Annotated in this window: 16 protein-coding genes; 8 read left to right on the forward strand and 8 right to left on the reverse strand. The window is 60.1% G+C overall.

Features of this window, described 5'->3' with window-relative positions:
• The 3 genes from PMI29_RS19920 to PMI29_RS19910 all read left to right on the forward strand — a co-directional run.
• The coding region (locus tag PMI29_RS19920; protein WP_007996302.1) for an ABC transporter permease at positions 1-912 on the forward strand (912 nt) is incomplete at its 5' end.
• Positions 902-1984 (forward strand): lipocalin-like domain-containing protein, encoded by a 1083-nt coding sequence (locus PMI29_RS19915; RefSeq protein ID WP_007996305.1) that lies wholly within the window; start codon positions 902-904, stop codon positions 1982-1984. The genes PMI29_RS19920 and PMI29_RS19915, both read left to right, overlap by 11 nt.
• A gap of 117 nt (positions 1985-2101) precedes the next feature.
• Positions 2102-2680, forward strand: coding sequence for a hypothetical protein (locus PMI29_RS19910; RefSeq protein ID WP_007996307.1), 579 nt, complete (start codon positions 2102-2104; stop codon positions 2678-2680).
• 581 nt (positions 2681-3261) lie between these two features.
• Here PMI29_RS19910 and hglS read toward each other — a convergent pair.
• The 3 genes from hglS to PMI29_RS19895 all read right to left on the reverse strand — a co-directional run bounded on the left by hglS (position 3262) and on the right by PMI29_RS19895 (position 7212).
• Positions 3262-4668, reverse strand: a complete 1407-nt coding sequence (gene hglS, locus PMI29_RS19905; RefSeq protein WP_007996309.1) for a 2-oxoadipate dioxygenase/decarboxylase HglS — start codon at positions 4666-4668, stop codon at positions 3262-3264.
• 110 nt (positions 4669-4778) lie between these two features.
• The gene (locus tag PMI29_RS19900) at positions 4779-5735 is read right to left on the reverse strand and encodes an alpha/beta fold hydrolase (protein ID WP_007996310.1); all 957 of its coding nucleotides are present in this window, start codon (positions 5733-5735) and stop codon (positions 4779-4781) included.
• Positions 5736-5757: 22 nt separating this feature from the next.
• On the reverse strand, positions 5758-7212 hold the full coding sequence (locus PMI29_RS19895; protein ID WP_007996311.1) for a flavin-containing monooxygenase: 1455 nt from the start codon (positions 7210-7212) through the stop codon (positions 5758-5760).
• 197 nt (positions 7213-7409) lie between these two features.
• Between PMI29_RS19895 and PMI29_RS19890 the strand changes: the two genes are divergently transcribed.
• Positions 7410-8483: a diguanylate cyclase gene (locus tag PMI29_RS19890; RefSeq protein WP_007996312.1), complete on the forward strand. Its 1074-nt coding sequence runs from the start codon at positions 7410-7412 to the stop codon at positions 8481-8483.
• Positions 8484-8558: 75 nt separating this feature from the next.
• Here PMI29_RS19890 and PMI29_RS19885 read toward each other — a convergent pair whose 3' ends face one another.
• From PMI29_RS19885 to PMI29_RS19875, 3 genes are all read right to left on the reverse strand, one after another.
• Positions 8559-9428, reverse strand: a complete 870-nt coding sequence (locus PMI29_RS19885) for an isocitrate lyase/PEP mutase family protein (protein ID WP_007996313.1) — start codon at positions 9426-9428, stop codon at positions 8559-8561.
• Positions 9429-9570: 142 nt separating this feature from the next.
• Positions 9571-10605, reverse strand: a complete 1035-nt coding sequence (gene astA / locus PMI29_RS19880) for an arginine N-succinyltransferase (RefSeq protein WP_007996315.1) — start codon at positions 10603-10605, stop codon at positions 9571-9573.
• A gap of 55 nt (positions 10606-10660) precedes the next feature.
• Entirely contained in the window at positions 10661-11677 is a 1017-nt protein-coding gene (locus tag PMI29_RS19875) for an arginine N-succinyltransferase (RefSeq protein WP_007996316.1), read from the reverse strand.
• A gap of 545 nt (positions 11678-12222) precedes the next feature.
• Here PMI29_RS19875 and PMI29_RS19870 point away from each other — a divergent pair.
• Together PMI29_RS19870 and cobF are read left to right on the forward strand one after the other, a co-directional pair.
• Positions 12223-12795 carry a histidine phosphatase family protein gene (locus PMI29_RS19870; protein WP_007996317.1) on the forward strand — a complete coding sequence of 191 codons (573 nt, stop codon included), beginning with the start codon at positions 12223-12225 and terminating at the stop codon, positions 12793-12795.
• The gene (cobF, locus tag PMI29_RS19865; protein ID WP_007996318.1) at positions 12795-13550 is read left to right on the forward strand and encodes a precorrin-6A synthase (deacetylating); all 756 of its coding nucleotides are present in this window, start codon (positions 12795-12797) and stop codon (positions 13548-13550) included. Before PMI29_RS19870 ends, cobF begins: the two co-directional genes overlap by 1 nt.
• Positions 13551-13666: 116 nt before the next feature.
• Here the strand turns inward: cobF and ftrA are convergent, their stop codons facing one another.
• On the reverse strand, positions 13667-14641 hold the full coding sequence (ftrA, locus tag PMI29_RS19860) for a transcriptional regulator FtrA (RefSeq protein ID WP_007996319.1): 975 nt from the start codon (positions 14639-14641) through the stop codon (positions 13667-13669).
• 101 nt (positions 14642-14742) lie between these two features.
• Between ftrA and PMI29_RS19855 the strand changes: the two genes are divergently transcribed.
• Positions 14743-15177, forward strand: a complete 435-nt coding sequence (locus PMI29_RS19855) for a rhodanese-like domain-containing protein (RefSeq protein WP_007996322.1) — start codon at positions 14743-14745, stop codon at positions 15175-15177.
• Positions 15178-15331: 154 nt separating this feature from the next.
• Here the strand turns inward: PMI29_RS19855 and PMI29_RS19850 are convergent, their stop codons facing one another.
• Complete coding sequence (locus PMI29_RS19850) at positions 15332-15973, reverse strand: type 1 glutamine amidotransferase (protein WP_007996324.1); 642 nt, start codon at positions 15971-15973, stop codon at positions 15332-15334.
• Between the two features lie 331 nt (positions 15974-16304).
• On the opposite strand from PMI29_RS19850, the gene PMI29_RS19845 reads away from it, so the two are divergent.
• Positions 16305-17084 carry an ABC transporter substrate-binding protein gene (locus PMI29_RS19845; protein WP_007996325.1) on the forward strand — a complete coding sequence of 260 codons (780 nt, stop codon included), beginning with the start codon at positions 16305-16307 and terminating at the stop codon, positions 17082-17084.
• Positions 17085-17275: the final 191 nt, after the last annotated feature.

Raw genomic sequence — 17275 nt, forward strand, 5'->3', positions numbered from 1 at the left:
CACCAGCCGCAACTGGCGGCGGTGCTGCCCAACTGGCAGGTGTCGATCCAGTTGCAGGGCTGGCCGACGGACCTGTCCGGGATCATCGACCACCCGACCTATCGCCAGCACTGGCCGTTGCTCGAAGCCTTGGGCGACAACCCTTGGGAACGACTGGCCAAGGACGATGCGGTGATGCTCAGCGAACAACTGGCCCGGCGCCTGCAAGTGCAACTGGGCGATCACCTGACGCTGCCGACGCCCACTGGCCCGTGGTCGCCACGGATCGTCGGGATCTACGCCGACTATGGCAATCCCAAGGGCCACGTTCTGGTCAACATCAACCACCTGTTGCGCGGCTGGCCGCAACTGACGCCGAACCGCTTCAACCTGCGCATCGAACCGGCGTCGATCCCGGCGTTCGTCACGGCGTTGCAGGCGCGGTTTACCCTGGACGACAGCCGCATCGTCGATCAGGCGCGGCTCAAGGGCTGGTCCACGCAAGTCTTCGAACGCACCTTCGCCGCCACCGCCGCGCTCAACAGCCTGACGCTTTGCGTGGCCGGGGTGGCGCTGTTCATCAGTCTGTTGACCCAAAGCCAGAGCCGTCTCGGGCAACTGGCGCCGTTGTGGGCGCTGGGGGTGACGCGTCGGCATTTGATGTTGCTCAACCTCGGGCAAACCTGGTTGCTGGCGTTGCTGACCCTGGTGCTGGCGTTGCCGCTGGGCATCGCCCTGGCGTGGTGCCTGGACACGGTGATCAACGTGCAGGCCTTTGGCTGGCGCCTGCCGTTGCGGGTGTTTCCCGTGCAACTGTTGCAATTGATGGGGCTGGCGCTGGTGGCGACCTTACTGGCCTCGGCCTGGCCGTTGTATCGTTTGTACCGCACACAACCGGCGGACCTGCTGCGGACGTTTGCCCATGAAAATTAATCTCGGCGTCTTGCTCCTGGCGCTGCTGGTGCTGCTGTTGAGTGGCTGCGATCAATCGACACCGGAGCAAAAGGGATTTGCCGGACTGGGTAACCAGGCCGCTGCGTTCACCAAGGTGGTGCCCGGTCGAGTGTTCAGCTTCCCGGTGGATCACGGCCCGCACGACGGCTTTCGCATCGAATGGTGGTACGTCACGGCCAACCTGAAGGACGATCAGGGCCATGAGTTCGGCGCGCAATGGACGTTGTTCCGCAGCGCGTTGAAAGCCACCCCCGAGGTGGCGGGTTGGCAGAATCAGACAATCTGGCTCGGCCACGCGGCGGTGACATCGGCGACGGCGCATCACGCGGCCGAACGTTATGCCCGTGGCGGCGTCGGTCAGGCCGGTGTCAGCGTTGCGCCGTTCAATGCGTGGATCGACGACTGGCAATTGCGCAGCCAGGCGACGGCCGACGACCCGTTGGCTGACGTGCTACTCAGTGCCCGCGACCAGCGTTTCAGCTACCGGCTGCGGTTGACCGCGACAGGTCCGCTGGTGCTTCAGGGGGACCAGGGGTTCAGCCAGAAATCCGAACAGGGCCAGGCCTCTTACTACTATAGCCAGCCGTTTTTCCAGGCCAGCGGCACCCTGGAAATCGACGGCAAAACCTTTCAGGTCAGTGGCCCGGCCTGGCTCGACCGGGAATGGAGCAGCCAGCCCCTGACGGCCAACCAGAGTGGTTGGGACTGGCTCTCCCTGCACCTGGACAGCGGCGAGCAGGTGATGCTGTATCGCATGCGGCAAAAGGACGGCGAACCTTACCTCACCGGCACCTGGATCGACGCCCGGGGTCAGACACAATTGCTGCACGCCAGTGACATTAGCCTCACGCCGCAAGACACCGCCAGCGTTGCCGGGCGCGAAATGCCCATTCGCTGGTCGATCAAGATCCCCGCCAAACACCTCGATATCGCCATCACCGCGCTCAATCCCAAGGCCTGGATGGATTTGCGCATTCCATATTGGGAAGGCCCGGTGCGCCTCAGTGGCAGCCATGCAGGGAACGGCTATCTGGAAATGACCGGGTATTAGAAAATCAGCGGCTCGCCACGACCACTCGTTGAACAGCGTCTATGCTCATCGCACACATGGTGTTGAGCCTGGTTTCAACGCCGTCTGTTGCCATCTATCACAGGGAATGTTCTGCCTATGAAACGCCATGCACTGACCAAAGCCATCACCCTCGCTACCTTGCTGTCTGCCGCCAGTTTTGGCGCGGTTGCCGCCGATATTCCGTTGTCCGAAGTCGTGGTGGCTGATCAGGTCTCCACCCAAGTCGTTTCGGTTGATGCCGCGAACCATTCCGTGGTCCTCAAAGGCCCGCAGGGTAATGAGTTCCCTGTGCAATTGACCGACAAGGCGAAAAATCTCAAAAACCTCAAAGTCGGCGATACGGTCGACATCAGGGTCACCAGCGCCGTTGCAGCCTACCTCGACACCGATATCGACAAAGGCCTGCCCGGCACCGCCGAAGCCACCGGTGAAGTGCGTGCTGCACCAGGTAGCGCCAACCCGGGCGGCGAAGCTTACCGTCAGGTGAAAGTGCAGTTGAAAATCACCCACATTGACCTGAAGAAACACAAGGTGACCTTCGAAAACCCGGAAGGCCAGTCCAAGACCGTCGACGTGAAACGTCCTGAGGTCCAGGCCAAACTCAAGGACTTGAAAGTCGGGCAAAGCGTTAACGTGGTTTATACCGATATATTGACGGTGACCAGCAAGCACTGAGATTGAGTAATGGCTCTATATGGGCTGATTATTACTGTGCAAGTTTTGTATAGGAATAATCAGCTCATATGGTCGAACTGGTGAGTTTGTGGCACGGTGCGGGGTTGGATTTAAGTCGACATTTTATTAAATATCATGTCGATAAATTTCATCTTTACCGCACGGAAATATTTAGCCACTTCTACTAAAATACTTTCCGTTCGCCCAGTGTCAGGGCTCTTTACCAGTGCATGGATTGCCGAGGCCATTGCACTGGGCGAACACCTTATTGGCTGTATTGTAGGAGCTGGCTTGCCAGCGATGGTCGTTAACGATAACGCGTGTGAACTGGATAAACGCGGCGCACTGGAGTCCATCGCCAGCAATCGAGCGTCGACCGGCTGCTCCTACATTTTCGACTCGGACGCGGTCTCTTGTAGGAGCTGGCTTGCCAGCGATGGTCGTTAACGATAACGCGTGTGAACCGGATAAACGCGGCGTACCTGAGTCCATCGCCAGCAAGCTGGCTCCTACAGGTATTGCGTTTTCGGTGTTTCCCGGGATTGCGTGAAGAACCTTTTTATTGAGTGGTGACAAATCCTTCAGTCATGTTTTTTATTGACTTGAACAACATCGGCCAACGCGGCGAAGCACTGTTCGATCGAACGCCGCTGGCTCTCGGCATACAGACCCAACTCATCGATCGTCGAACGCCCCAGGGCCTGTTCGAACGCCTGCTGGTTGGCATGTGCGCCGTAACGGGTTTGCGCCGCGTCCCCTAGGTTCGACTGAAAAATCCCCGCCGCGCTGACCGGCAGGAAGTCTTCGTACACCAGCGGTTCAACCCGCAGGTAACCGCTGCTGAGCAGGTCGTCCAGGGCGGCGTTTTTCAGGTCGTCCGCCGCCAGGCCTTTTTCCGTCACAAAGTAGCGGAAGTAAGCCAGGCCCTGTTGGCGCATTCCTTCCCAGGTGTCGGGGAATTCGTTGAAATGCTGCGCCATCAGGGCGTTGTAACGCACGGCGTTGGCTTCGTTGGGGAAGTCCTTGAGCTCGTCCCGTGCGGCATTGAGCAAGCGGTCGTACAGTGCGCGGCCTTTGGGCGTGAGGGCGGCGCCGCGCTGTTCGATTTCGCCGAAACGGGCACTGTGGCTGCCGCGAGCCTCGTTTTGATCGGTGAAGGCAATCGGCTCGTCCAGAGCCTTGAAGCTGGTCTGGCGCAGCAGGATCGGGCACTGGCGGCGGGGCGGGCCTTCGATCACCGCTTTGGGGGTGATGCCATGGGCCGGCATTTGCGCCTGCACGATGTCGATGTCCAGGGTCCGCGGTGTCAGGTGGTTGATGTGCGGGCCCTTGAACGCCACCACGTCGGCGATCAGGCGATGCTGGGCGCTGAGCCTTTGATATTGCTCGGCGGTGACGGTGGCGCTGTGGTGCCAGCGGAACGTTTCCAGTGCCTGTTCGACGAATTCCCCGGCTTCCTGCTCGGTCAGGCCCCCCAGGGATTCGGCACGCTCGATGAGCGTGAGGGCCGTGGGGGTGAAGATCGAGCGCTGGTCGAGCATCGACTGGGCGAACGCTCGCAGCTCCAGGTCTTCGATCAGTTCCAGGCGCAACAGCGAGGTGAATACCCGGAACGGGCTGACCTGCAACGACGCTTCATGCACCGCACGAAACGCCGTGGAATGTACCGGCACGCCGGCTGGTGTCAGGTCGTAGTAACCCACCGGCTGCATGCCCATCACCGCGAACAGGCGGGCGAGGGTTGCCAGTTCAGCGGCCGTTCCGACGCGGATCGCCCCATGACGCTCCAGGTCCAGCCGCTCGATTTCGCCGGTGCTCTTGAGCTGCTGCAAGATTTGCGGATCGCTGTCCAGCACGTGGCGGTTAGTCTGCTCCACCAGTTCCATCAACGCGCCGTACAACGGCACTTCCTCGCGATACATGTCGGACATCGCTTTGGAGAAGCGTTGGCGGATCAGGTCAGGGCTGACGAAGTTCGGGTGGTTCATGAACAGGATTCCTGGCGCGGTGACGTAAAGGATGGACGAAAGATCGCAGCCTTCAGCGACGCCGACAAACGAAGTTTCTGACGAACTTCATTCTGCAAAGGACTGCAAACCTAGTGGAGTCTTTGATCCTGCGGGCTCTCCGAGCGCAGCGATGCCAAAAACTCGCGATACAGCCGCGCCGAGCCGGTGGGGGCTTCCACCATGGGCATGTGCCCGACGGCGTCCCAGATATGCACGCGCAAGTCGGCGATGCCCTTGCTCCAGACCGCCACGCTGCTGACATCGATCAGCCGGTCCTTGCGCCCCCACAGCAACAGGGCCGGGGCGGTGATGTCGGGCAGGTGCGGTTCCATCGGCGGGCTGGCGCGAAAATCCCGGAAGATTTCTTCCAGTTCCTCGCGAGACTGTTCATAACGCTGGGCGACGGCATCGAGCACGAGCTTCGGTACCCAGGGCGGTGAAGCCATGGTCATGGCGTAGAAACGCTGGAATTCTTCGCGCGAGTGAATCAGAAACGGGTTGTGGCCCTTGGCTAAATGCCGTTCGAGGTCACTGGGCTCGGGCGCGGTGACCCCGGCCGGGTCGATCAGCGCCACGGACACAATGCGCTCGGGGTAAGTGGCCGCGAGCCACGCCGCCATGTAGCCACCCATGGAGTTGCCGATGACATGGACTTTTTCGACGCCGCACACATCCAGCAGCTGGATCATGCGCTTGGCCTGCAGCGGGATGTCGTAGCCGCCGCCTGCCTTGAAGCCGGTTTCGCCATGGCCGGCGATGTCCGGGATGATCACTCGATGGCCGCCGACAAAGTGCCGAGCGAAACGCAGCCAGAGGTTTTTGTCGGCGCTGAAGCCATGGAGCATCAGCACATTGCTGGTGGCTTCGTACGGTCCGCCTTGCCAGGTCGAGACGGTCATCTCGGGGATGGGCACGACGATTTTGTGCAGCCGGTACAGCTTGGCCTCGGCCGCCATGTTCAGGTCATAGAGCCAATAGCCGATGGCCGGGTAGGTCAGCCAGCTCCAGGCGACGAATACTGCGAGAACGACGAACAACAAAAGCATCACGCGTCTCCCTTCTATCAGCTCAGGACAAAATGTGATCGGCGGGGTTCAGCGCTCGGGTCAAGCGATGAAAGCTGAAGCTGAACCCCGGAAACATGGCAATCACATGACCGCTCTTGCTTTGATACCAACTGTGGCAACCACCGGACTTCCACACGGTTCGTTCCATTTCCCGGTGGATCATTTCAGTGTAGGTACGTTCCGCCTCATGGCGAACTTCGATGCTGCGTAAACCTTGAACCTTCAAGGTGCGAATGCAATCGAGGATGTAATTCATCTGGGATTCGATGATGAACAACGCCGAGGTGTGGCCTATGCCGGTGTTCGGCCCGGTGACGATGAACAGGTTGGGGAAGTCGGGCAGGGCGGTGCCGAGGTAGGCCCGCGGGTACGGCGCCCAGACCTCCTTGAGACGGGTGCCGTTTTTGCCCGTTACCGGGTAGGAAATCACCCCGTCGGTGGCGTCGTAGCCGGTGGACCAGACGATCAGGTCCACTTCGATGTGTTGGCCATCGAGGGTAACGATGCCGGTTTCGTTGATGGCCGCGATGCCTTGCTCGCGGCTGTGCAGCGTTACGTTGCTGCGCGTCAGTGCCGGGTACAGCGTGCTGGACAGAATCACCCGTTTGCAGCCGATGGTGTAGTCCGGCGTCAGTTTGCGCCGCAGTTCGGCGTCCGGCACCTGGCGTTTGAGAAAGTGCAGGGCCTGGCGCTGGACCCTGTGCACGGCCGGCTTCGAATACTTGAAGCCAATCACCCGGGTTTCGAATTGCCAATAGATTCCCCAGCGCAGCAGCTTGTAGGCTGGCTTGAAACCCAGCAACCATCGCTGCAAGCGGCCAAAGCTGTGGTCAGCCCGGGGCAACACCCAGTGGGGCGTGCGCTGGAACACATGCAACTGCCCGACGTCCGGGGCAATGGCCGGAATGACCTGGGCCGCACTGGCGCCGCTGCCGACGATGGCCACGCGTTTTTGCCGGTAGTCGTAGTTGTGATCCCAGTTGTTGGTGTGAAACGTCTTGCCCTGAAAGCGTTCCTGTCCGTCGAAGCGCGGAACCACCGGTTGACTCAGCGGCCCGGTGGCGTTGATCAGGAACTGCGCGCAAAACGTGCCTTTGCTGGCTGTGTACACCGTCCAGCGCTTGTTGGCGTCGTCCCATTCTACGCGCTCGACATTCGCGTTCAGTTCCACCTTGTCCCGCAGGCCGAAGTGCTCCACCACATGGCGGGTGTAGCGGTGCAATTCGGCCTGCCCGGCGAACATTTGCGTCCAGCGATACGGGGCGAAAGACAATGAGTACAGCGGTGAGGGCACATCGACCGCCGCACCGGGATAGGTGTTCTGGCACCAGGTACCACCGAAGAAATCCCGTCGCTCCAGCAGGCGGAAATCGTCGATGCCGGCCTTGAGCAGATTAATTGCAGCACATTGGCCGCCAAACCCACTGCCGATGATCAATACTTGAAAGGTCTGCATGGGCCTCCTCTTATGGTCATTGATCAACTCCTTCTTTCATGTATAGCCGTTTCTGGAGGAGGCTTTTGCATTTATTCGAGCGTGACAGGCGGATATTCAGCCCGCCAGCCGGTGATGGCTATTTAATGTCGCCCTGATAGACTGCAGCGCATAGGCTCAGGCTGTTATCGCATTCCGTTGAGTGGCACAGAGGCCCTATGGCAAAAACGGGAGGACGGGGGTTTTCATTGGCCAGGAGGCTCTATACATCGCGAATCCTGGGGGTAGCCTTGGGATTGGTGTGTGTGAGCGCGGCGATGTATCCGCTCGATCCGGCGCCCTGGGTCTGGGGATTCATGTGGTTCAATGGCCTGGTCTGGCCGCACCTGGCTTACCAATGGGCGCGCCGGGCCAGCAAGCCTTATCACGCCGAACACCGCAATCTGCTGATCGATGCCTTTCTCGGCGGCTTCTGGATTGCCGCCATGCAGTTCAATCCATTGCCCAGCGCGACCACCATTTCCATGATGGCCATGCACAACGTGGCCATCGGCGGCTTGCGCTTCCTGCTGGCCGGTACGGCTGCGCAAGTGTTAGGCCTCTGCGTTGGCTTGCAGATTTTTGCCCCGGTGCTCATTCCTGCCACCAGCCCGGTGCAACTCTATGCCTGTTTGCCTTTGCTGTGCCTGTATCCGTTGTCATTGGGCTGGATCTGCTTCCGCCAGGCCCATACCCTCGGCCTTCAAAAGCGTGAACTGCTGGCACTGAGTCGCACCGACAGCCTGACAGGCCTGCTGAACCATGGTGCCTGGAAGGACCAGCTGGAAGTCGAGTTCCAGCGTTGCAAACGCCAGCAAAAAGGCGGGGCGATTGCCCTGATCGACATCGACCATTTCAAAGTCATCAACGACACCTACGGTCATGTTGCCGGCGATATCGTCTTGCGCCAGTTGAGCAAAATGCTCAGGCAGAACCTGCGAGCGACCGATGTGGCAGGGCGCTACGGCGGTGACGAGTTCTGCGTGATCCTTCCGGACCTGCCCCTGAACCGCGCCGCCGCTGTCATGGATGCCCTGCGTGATCGCTTCGCCACATTGGGGTACGAGCAGAGTCCGGCGCTGAAAGTCAGCCTGAGCATAGGCCTGGCGTCATTCAACCCGGCGCACACCGACGCGACGCTTTGGCTCAACGATGCCGATCATGCGCTATACGAAGCCAAGACCACCGGGCGTAACCGCGTGATCTGTTGCGGCAATGGCAAACCCCATCGCGAACTGCTCGACTCGGCCTGACCGTCCACTGCAAAACCTGTGGGAGCGAGCTTGCTCGCGAAGGCGGCGGGTCGGGCGGCCTGTCGGTTTAAACCGTCATTCCTTCACGCTCATGAACTCTTCCGCGAAGCGGATGTATTCCTCGGGTTGCGTGTAGGTGTGCGTCAGCTCGGTCGCGCTCAGGTCCGACGTCTGGGTGAGGATCTGGCGTTGCTCGCGCAGGCTGTCGTAGGTCGCCTTGATCGCGGCGAAGTACGCGCCATGGCCGTCGATGGTCACGCGAACACCCAGTTCGGCCAGGCGTTTGTCATCGCGTAGCAGCGGGTTGCCGTAGGTCACCAGCATCAGCGGCACGCTCAGATGCTCGGCGATCTGTTCCAGATGGTCGAAGTCCTTTACGCCCACCATGCAGATCCCGTCGGCTCCGGCGCGCTGGTATTGCCGGGTGCGGCTGATGATTTCCTGCACCGGCAGAATCCCGGCGTGGGTGCGGGCGATGATCGCCATTTCCTTATCGCAGCGGGCTTCCAGTGCCGCGCGGATCTTGCCGACGCCTTCGGCGACCGTGATCAGGTCGGTGGACTTACGGCCGAACTGGGCGGGCAGCAGCGTGTCTTCGATGGTCAGCGCGGCAACGCCGGCACGTTCGAGTTCGACGATGGTGCGCATGACGTTGAGCGCGTTGCCGTAGCCGTGGTCGGCGTCGGCAATCACCGGCAGCTGGGCGACACGGCCGATGCGGGTGGCCTGTTCAGCGAATTCGCTGAGGGTGATCAAGGCAAAGTCAGGGGCGCCCAGCACTTGCAGCGATGCGACCGAACCACCGAGGATCCCGACTTCGAAGCCCAGGTCGGCAGCAATGCGCGCCGACATCGGATCGAAAACCGAGGCCGTGTGGTAGCAGGTGTTGGAGGCGAACAGTTGGCGAAAATTGCGGCGCAAATCTTGATGGGAAAGCCTGGACATATGAGTTCCACCAATGGAATGGAAGGGCTTGAGCAAAAGTGTCAACGCCAAAGAAATAAAAGGCTATCACGCGCGCAGGGGGAGAATGATGACGAATTTGCTGGGTAAGGCCGATTGACGTCGCAACGATGGAACTGATAGGTCACGCCGCCACGGCCTGCAGCCGTTGGTCAAGCAGCGGCACGGCGCGCACCGAGTCACCGGGTTGCAGCTGCAAGCGCTTGGCGGTCAGGCGATCAACCACCAGGCTGTTGCCCACCTGTCGGGCCGGGGCGCAGGTAATGCGACAGTTTTCCAGGCGGCGGTTGTGGATCAGCCAGAGGGGCGCTTTATCGTCTGGCGAGCCGATGGCCAGTGACAGCGGTTGGCTGTCGCGCACGGTGCGGATCCCGGAAACCGGGGCTTCAAGGACCGGTCCGCCGTCGAAGATATCGATGTAGCCTTTGTGGGCAAACCCTTCGGCGCTAAGAATTTTCAGGGCCGGCTCGGTATTCGGGTGGGCCTTGCCGATCACCGCCTGGGCTTGTTCGGTGAGCAGGCAGGTGTACAGCGGCTGGCGCGGCATCAGTTCGGCGATGAACGATTTGTTGCCCAGCCCGGACAAGTGATCGGCGCGGCTGAAATCCATCTTGAAAAAGTGCCGGCCGAGGCTGTCCCAGAATGGCGAGCCACCTCGCTCGTCGGCACTGCCGCGTAATTCGGCGATGAGCCGGTTGCCGAACAGCTGCGTAAACTCGGCGACAAACAAAAAACGCCCGAGCGAAAGCAAGCGGCCGTTGTTTCCCTGGCGCTGATCGGAGCGCAGGTACAACGAGCAGACTTCCGATTGCCCGGTCAATTCATTGCTCAGGAACAGGGTCTGGATCTGGCGCTGGATGCCCAGGTACGGTAACGTGCTGACCGTCAGTCCGACCCGGTAGTTGTACCAGGGCTCGCGCAGGCCGACGCCACCCGTCAGGGCGCTGACGCCCACCACTTGCTGCTCGTCGTCCTCGAGCACAAACAGATAATCGGCATCTGCACGATCGACCTGCCCGGCGAAGGTGCGTTGGGCCCAGCGGATACGGTGGGCCAGGCGCTCTTCGTTGGCCGGCAGGCTGGTGAGCCCCGGACTGGCCTGGCGCACCAGCGTGAGCACGGCGGGCAGGTCGGTGATCTGGACCGGACGGACAATCATGCGGCTGTTCCTTGTTCGCGTGTACTCGGACGTTGGTGTTGACCCTGGCGGGTATTCACAGGGCGATCAGCCTGATCGGGCTGCCGTCGGTCACCTTCAATGCCTTGCACATGGCGGCGTCCAGCGTGACGGGCTGCCCGGTGATGTAGTCAAGATCGGCGACAATGGCCCGATAATCCTTCAAGGAGTCGTTGCTCACCAGATAGCTGCCACGGGCATCGATCACCGGTCCGGATTGCGTTACGCCGCACTGGCTGTGGGCGATGGAACGAATGCCCGACGTGCGCGCGTACAGTGTAGGGCCTCCATCGAACAGATCGATGTAACTGTTGGTTTCGAAGCCTTCACGTTCGAGGATATCGAAGGCTTCCTGGCCATCGGGGTGGATGCTGCCGATACAGTCCTGTGCCGCCTGGGGCAGCATGGGCACGTAAATCGGATACTGCGGCATCAGTTCGGCGAGAAAGGTGCGGCTCTGCAGGCCGCAAAGCCGTTCGGCCTCGACGTAGGGCAAGTCGAAGAAATGCTTGCCCACGGCATCCCAAAATGGCGAGTGACCTTGATCACTGCTGTAGCCGACGATTTCGGTGATCACCGTTTCGGAAAAACGCCGGGTGTGGGCGGCGATGAACAACAGGCGCGCCCGCGACAGCAGTTCGGAATACGCGGTGCGTACCCGCGCGGCATCGATATGGAAGCCCCGCAGCAAGGTGTGGCCACTGAGGTCGTGACACAACGACAAGGCCGGTACACCGTGCTCGATGTTCAGCTCCCTCGAGGCACTGGTGAAGTGCCGGTTGCGCAGGCTGTAGAACGGCTCGTTGAACCCCGCCGTGGCGAGGATTTCCGAACAGCCGACCAGGTGCTGCGTCGTCAGGTCTTCGAGTACAAAGAAATAGTTTTCCGGGCCATGACCCTCGACGTCCTTCTCGAACGAGGCACAGGAATCGAGGATTTTTCCGCGCAATCGTTCGCTATCGTCGGGCAGGGATGTAACGCCCACGAGGCTTTCACGAGCCAGCCTCTGCAACTGGGGCAGATCAGCTAACTCGACTGGACGCAAGACCAGCATGGAGACACTCCTGTATCAATCGATTCAGCGGTTTGAGCCGAACCTGACTATCACTATCGGTTTTTCCACACATTAAATCGGTGGTCGTCTGAACGTTGTCAGGCGCCACTCTTTTTCTTGTCAGATGTTTCTTGGGATGAACCGTTTTAAACAAAGAGCGGGCAATTCGGCCGCAAGCGATGCCTGGCCAGGCGCATTGATCGGGGGTTCGAGAAAGGGCATCCGGGCTCCTGCTGGATGAGCGTGGAACATGTTTTAACAGTCCGTTGAAAGGAGTATTTAATTATCGCGCACTGCCTGTCTAGTTAATTTTCGCGTGGTCTGTCCGTGTCCGAAAAAGGGGCGAAATGCCTGTACTAAAGGGCTACGCCGATGTCGTAAAGTCTTGTAAGACATTGCCTGAGTTGCGGTCAGACATAACAGAAAACCTGTCAGGAAATGCCTGAAGGAATCAGTTTCAAACAGGAAAATTAAACACCCCCGGCTCTGCTTACTTGCGGCACAATTGCGGCCATCGTTCCTTTCCATTCATAGAGTGATTGCTGGTGCAGGCGACCCGTTTAACCCTGATTTGCCACGCTCGAACCGTTGCACAGAAATTGGCGCGTTTTCCTTTGGACGAACCTCTGGAGATGGATTGGCAAGCGCTCAGGCTTTCCCGTTGCAATCAGTTCAAGGGCGCTCCGCGTCTTGTCTGTGGCCCGGAGTTGCGCACCCGGCAAACCGCTGAACTGTTCGGCAGCTCGCCGGAGATTGTCGACGCGTTGAGGGACTGCGACTTCGGGCGTTGGGGCGGTGTTCGCATCGGTGAACTTCAAAAGGCTGAAGCTGAGAAACTCCAGTATTGGTTGGTAGACCCGGCTTCGGCACCCCACGGTGGCGAGTCGGTGCTGCAACTGGAGGAGCGGGTGAGCGGGTGGCTGACCTCGTTGCAATCGACGCCGGGGCACATCGTTGCCATTACCCATCCCTTTGTCATCCGCGCCGCGCTGACGCACGTTTTGCAAGGAGCATCGTCCAGCCTGATCGACGTCGACCCCTTGGCGGCTGTCGAGTTGAGGTTCCATGGCCGCTGGCGGCTGCGCTTGCCGGGCACCGACCCCGAGGATCTGTTTTGATGAAAAAACTCCTGGTCATCGGTATCGGTGCCGGCAATCCCGACTACATCACGATGCAAGCGGTGAAGGCGCTGAATCAGGTCGATGTTTTTTTCCTCATGGACAAGGGCCAGAGCAAAGACAAACTCATCGAATTGCGGCGCGAAATCTGCGAGCGCTACATCACCGATCACGCTTACCGTTTTGTCGAAGCCCACAGCCCGGAGCGCGAGCGCGGTGAGATGGACTACAGGACCAGTGTCGACGACTTGAACCTGGCCAGGCAGCAGACCTTCGAAAGGCTGATCAACGAGGAAATGTCCGACGGTCAGTGTGGTGGTTTTCTGGTGTGGGGCGACCCGGCGCTGTACGACAGCACCCTTCGTATTCTTCAGGCCATCCTGGCTTCAGGTGCCTGCGCGTTCGAGTTCGAGGTGATCCCCGGCATTACCAGCGTCCAGGCGTTGGCGGCACAGCACAAGGTGCCGCTCAACCAGATTGGCTGCTCCGTTGAAATCACCACAGGCCGGCGTTTGGCGGCGGGGCAGGTGAGCGATGCCGACAGCCTGGTGGTGATGCTCGATGCTCAGGATGCTTACCATCAGGTGGTGGATCAGGACACCGAGATTTACTGGGGGGCCTATTTGGGGACGCCGGATGAAATCCTGATCAGCGGCAAGCTCAAGGATGTGGCGGATGAAATCGAACGGGTGCGCAAGGCTGCGCGGTTGGCCAATGGCTGGATCATGGATACCTATTTATTGCGCAAGCCTTGAAAGTTGGCTAGCCCGGTCTGGCCCCTTCGCGAGCAAGCTCGCTCCCACAGGGATGGTGTGAACAACACAAAACCTGTGGGAGCGAGCTTGCTCGCGAAGAGGCCCTTGAGAACACCTCAAAACACAGCACTGCCCCCACGCCCAAACCGCTCCCGATACACCGATGGCGGTACGCCAACCACCGTTCGAAAGGCCACCCGGAAGCTTTCCACCGAGCGATAACCACAACGTTCGGCTATCTGCTCGGTGTTCTGGTCGCTGCTTTCCAGCAGCTCGCGGGCGCGGCCCAGGCGTTCGTGCTGCAACCAGCTTTTCGGTGACTGGCCACTGGCTTCGGTGAAGCGGCGCAGGAACGTGCGTTCGCTCATCGCGGCTTCGCTGGCCAGGTCGCGTACTTCCAGTGGCTCGTGCAAACGCTCACGTGCCCACTGCATGACGCGAGAAAGATCGCTGCGCGGTGCAGGACTGACCGGCGTCGGAATGAATTGCGCCTGGCCACCGCTGCGTTGCGGCGACATGACCAGGCGCCGGGCCACGCAATTGGCCACCTGCGTGCCGAAATCCCGTGCCACCAGATGCAGGCAGGCATCGATACCTGCCGCGCTGCCGGCGGAGGTGATCAATTGGCCGGAGTCGACATACAGCACGTCCGGGTCCACCAGGATGCCGGGAAACCGCTCGGCCAGTTCCGAGGTATAGCGCCAGTGCGTGGTCGCACCGTGCCCGTCGAGCAATCCGGTGGCGGCGAGGACGAAAACACCGGAGCAGATCGACAGCAATCGCGCGCCCCGCGCATGGGCCTGGCGCAGGGCTGCGATCAGTTCCATGGGTACCGCGGCGCTGCGGTCGCGCCAGCCGGGAATGATGATGGTGCGGGCACTGGCGAGCAATTCCATGCCGCCATCGGCCAGGACCTGGATGCCGCCCATGGCACGCATCGGGCCTTGATCGACTGCGACGATACGGTGCTCGTACCACGGAAAATCGAATTCAGGTCGGGGCAGGCCGAAGATCTCCACGGCAATGCCGAACTCGAACGTGCAAAGGCCGTCGTAGGCCAGAATCGCGACCATTCCTGGGGTAGGGTGCATTTGGCGGAAAGTTCCCGGTGAGTGTCTTGTACGCCACTGTAGCCGCAAGTGGCTGGCGGATAAAGTCATCCCACACCCACCGCTTCTTAGGAGTACAGCTCATGACCAGTCTGGTTCGCGAAATTCCCGCCGCCCCATCGGCCATCGCCCTGATGCATTTCAGCAACCGTCTGACGTTCGAAACCGATTGTTCTGACGTCCACGCCAGCCAGCAGGGCGGTGAAGTCGATTTCATTCTGCTGGATGTTCGTGGTCCGCTGGCGTTCGAACGCGGGCATGTACCGGGAGCGATCAACATTCCCCGGCGTCTGCTGACTGCCGAAGGTTTGGCGGGTTATCCGAAAGACAGCCTGTTCGTGGTCTATTGCGCCGGGCCTCACTGCAACGGCGCCAACAAGGCAGCGGTGAAGCTGGCGGCCCTGGGTTATCCGGTCAAGGAGATGATCGGCGGCGTGACCGGATGGCTGGATGAAGGGTTTGAGTTGAGTGTCACCGAGCAACGATCAGCCCGTAACGTGATTGGTTGCGAATGCTGACTTTCAAACATCGTTGAGTTCTGTGGCGAGGGGGCTTGCCCCCGTTGGGTTGCGCAGCAACCCCAAAATCTGGGCATTAGTCGAGTATTTTGGGAGCGCTTCGCACTCCAGCGGGGGCAAGCCCCCTCGCCACAGGAATGCGCTTTAATCTGCATCAGCGACAGGCAGAGGCTGCCCACCACTCATCCAGCGTTGCCTCTAACCACTTGGCCACTGCTGCGTAAGCCTCAGTCTCCTGCGAACCCCGGGGCAACGGCGACTCATCGCCAAAATGCGCATTGAGCATGGTCACCGACTCGGCGTTCCACTCCGGATGAAACTGCAACCCCAGCCGCGCCGGCCCGGCGCGGTACATCTGCTGCACACAGTGTTCGCTGCTGGCCAACAGCTGCGCGGCAGGCGGCAAGTCGATGGCGTCCTCGTGCCATTCCAGCACCTTCAGTGTTTGCCCCTCGATAAAGGTTACGGTGGTCCATCCGGTTTCGGTCTGGTCCATCCGCCGTACATTCCCTCCGAGACTCAGCGCCAGCAACTGGGCCCCCAGGCATATGGCGAACACGGCCGCGTCCTGATCGAGACTGCTTTTGAGCCATTGCCGTTCGGCCTCCAGCCAGGCCGGGCCGGCATTGGATTCGTAAGGCCCGCCCAACAGGATCACGGGATCGGCGCTGGCGGGCGGCAATTGGCCGAGGTCGGCGCGAAACACCTTCAGCGTCAGCCCTCGGGATTCGGCCCAGAAGGCGATGGCACCCGGACCTTCGGCGGGGTGGTGCTGGATCAGGTTCAACGTGGGCATCACGCTTTTCTCGATGGGATGCAAGGGCGCTCAATGTGCCGCAAAACTCCCGGCATCGCCAGTCGGTTCATTCCGTCGGATGACGCCGGAAAACCTGTAGGTCTGGTCTGAAAACGCGGCTTGTCTGACAGACTTTGCACCGTCATGGAGCGTGCACCTCAACGCCTGCATCCTGCTGCCACTTTTTTATAAGTATTTGTCGCTTCAGCGTAATTTGCCCTCCAGTAGCCACTCTAGACTGCCCGCCCACCCCGGTTCCCGCTCACGAAGCGATGACCGAACGCTGCCAATCGAAGCTGCCAATAAAAGCCTCCGCACACAGGAGTTATAAATGAAGAAGCTAGTGATGTTCGGTGCCCTGGCACTGTCGATGTTGTCCCTGACCGCTGTGGCCGAAGACGCCAAGCCGATCCGCATCGGTATCGAAGCCGGCTACCCGCCATTCTCGATGAAAACCCCTGACGGCAAACTCACCGGTTTCGACGTGGACATCGGCGATGCCCTGTGCGAGCAGATGAAAGTCAAGTGCACCTGGGTCGAGCAAGAGTTCGACGGCCTGATCCCTGCGCTGAAGGTGAAGAAAATCGACGCCATCCTGTCGTCCATGACCATCACTGACGACCGCAAGAAGAACGTCGACTTCACCATCAAGTACTACCACACCCCGGCGCGCTTCGTGATGAAGGAAGGTTCCAGCATCAAGGACCCGCTGACCGAACTCAAGGGCAAGAAAGTCGGTGTACTGCGCGCCAGTACCCACGACCGCTTCGCCACGGAAGTGCTGGTGCCTGCCGGTATTGACCTGGTGCGCTACGGCTCCCAGCAGGAAGCCAACCTCGACATGGTGTCCGGCCGCATCGATGCGCTGCTGGCCGACTCGGTCAACCTGGACGATGGTTTCCTGAAAACCGACGCCGGTAAAGGTTTTGCCTTCGTCGGTCCTGAGTACAACGATCCGAAATACTTCGGTGGCGGCGCCGGCATTGCCGTGCGCAAGGGTGATAAAGAACTGGCGGACAAGTTCAACACCGCTATCACCGAAATCCGCGCCAACGGCAAGTACAAGCAAGTGCAGGACAAGTACTTCAAGTTTGACGTTTACGGCGAGTAAGCGAGCCGTTTAAAAAAGTGGCAACCGTTGAAGCGGTTGCCATTTTTTTTGTGCAATCATTTTCAGCACTGAGATACCTGTGGGAGCGGGCTTGCTCGCGAAGGCGTCGTGTCAGGCAACATGGATGTTGAATGTACCGGCGCCTTCGCGAGCAGGCCTGCTCCCACAGGTGATCTCGCCGTACAGACATC

This window comes from Pseudomonas sp. GM49, assembly GCF_000282355.1.
Classification (GTDB): Bacteria; Pseudomonadota; Gammaproteobacteria; order Pseudomonadales; family Pseudomonadaceae; genus Aquipseudomonas.

Coding starts and splice junctions, on each gene's coding strand:
- PMI29_RS19915 (WP_007996305.1), top strand. CDS start 902: ATGAAAATTAATCTCGGCGTCTTGCTCCTGGCGCTGCTGGTGCTGCTG.
- PMI29_RS19910 (WP_007996307.1), top strand. CDS start 2,102: ATGAAACGCCATGCACTGACCAAAGCCATCACCCTCGCTACCTTGCTG.
- hglS (WP_007996309.1), bottom strand. CDS start 4,668: ATGAACCACCCGAACTTCGTCAGCCCTGACCTGATCCGCCAACGCTTC.
- PMI29_RS19900 (WP_007996310.1), bottom strand. CDS start 5,735: ATGCTTTTGTTGTTCGTCGTTCTCGCAGTATTCGTCGCCTGGAGCTGG.
- PMI29_RS19895 (WP_007996311.1), bottom strand. CDS start 7,212: ATGCAGACCTTTCAAGTATTGATCATCGGCAGTGGGTTTGGCGGCCAA.
- PMI29_RS19890 (WP_007996312.1), top strand. CDS start 7,410: ATGGCAAAAACGGGAGGACGGGGGTTTTCATTGGCCAGGAGGCTCTAT.
- PMI29_RS19885 (WP_007996313.1), bottom strand. CDS start 9,428: ATGTCCAGGCTTTCCCATCAAGATTTGCGCCGCAATTTTCGCCAACTG.
- astA (WP_007996315.1), bottom strand. CDS start 10,605: ATGATTGTCCGTCCGGTCCAGATCACCGACCTGCCCGCCGTGCTCACG.
- PMI29_RS19875 (WP_007996316.1), bottom strand. CDS start 11,677: ATGCTGGTCTTGCGTCCAGTCGAGTTAGCTGATCTGCCCCAGTTGCAG.
- cobF (WP_007996318.1), top strand. CDS start 12,795: ATGAAAAAACTCCTGGTCATCGGTATCGGTGCCGGCAATCCCGACTAC.
- ftrA (WP_007996319.1), bottom strand. CDS start 14,641: ATGCACCCTACCCCAGGAATGGTCGCGATTCTGGCCTACGACGGCCTT.
- PMI29_RS19855 (WP_007996322.1), top strand. CDS start 14,743: ATGACCAGTCTGGTTCGCGAAATTCCCGCCGCCCCATCGGCCATCGCC.
- PMI29_RS19850 (WP_007996324.1), bottom strand. CDS start 15,973: ATGCCCACGTTGAACCTGATCCAGCACCACCCCGCCGAAGGTCCGGGT.
- PMI29_RS19845 (WP_007996325.1), top strand. CDS start 16,305: ATGAAGAAGCTAGTGATGTTCGGTGCCCTGGCACTGTCGATGTTGTCC.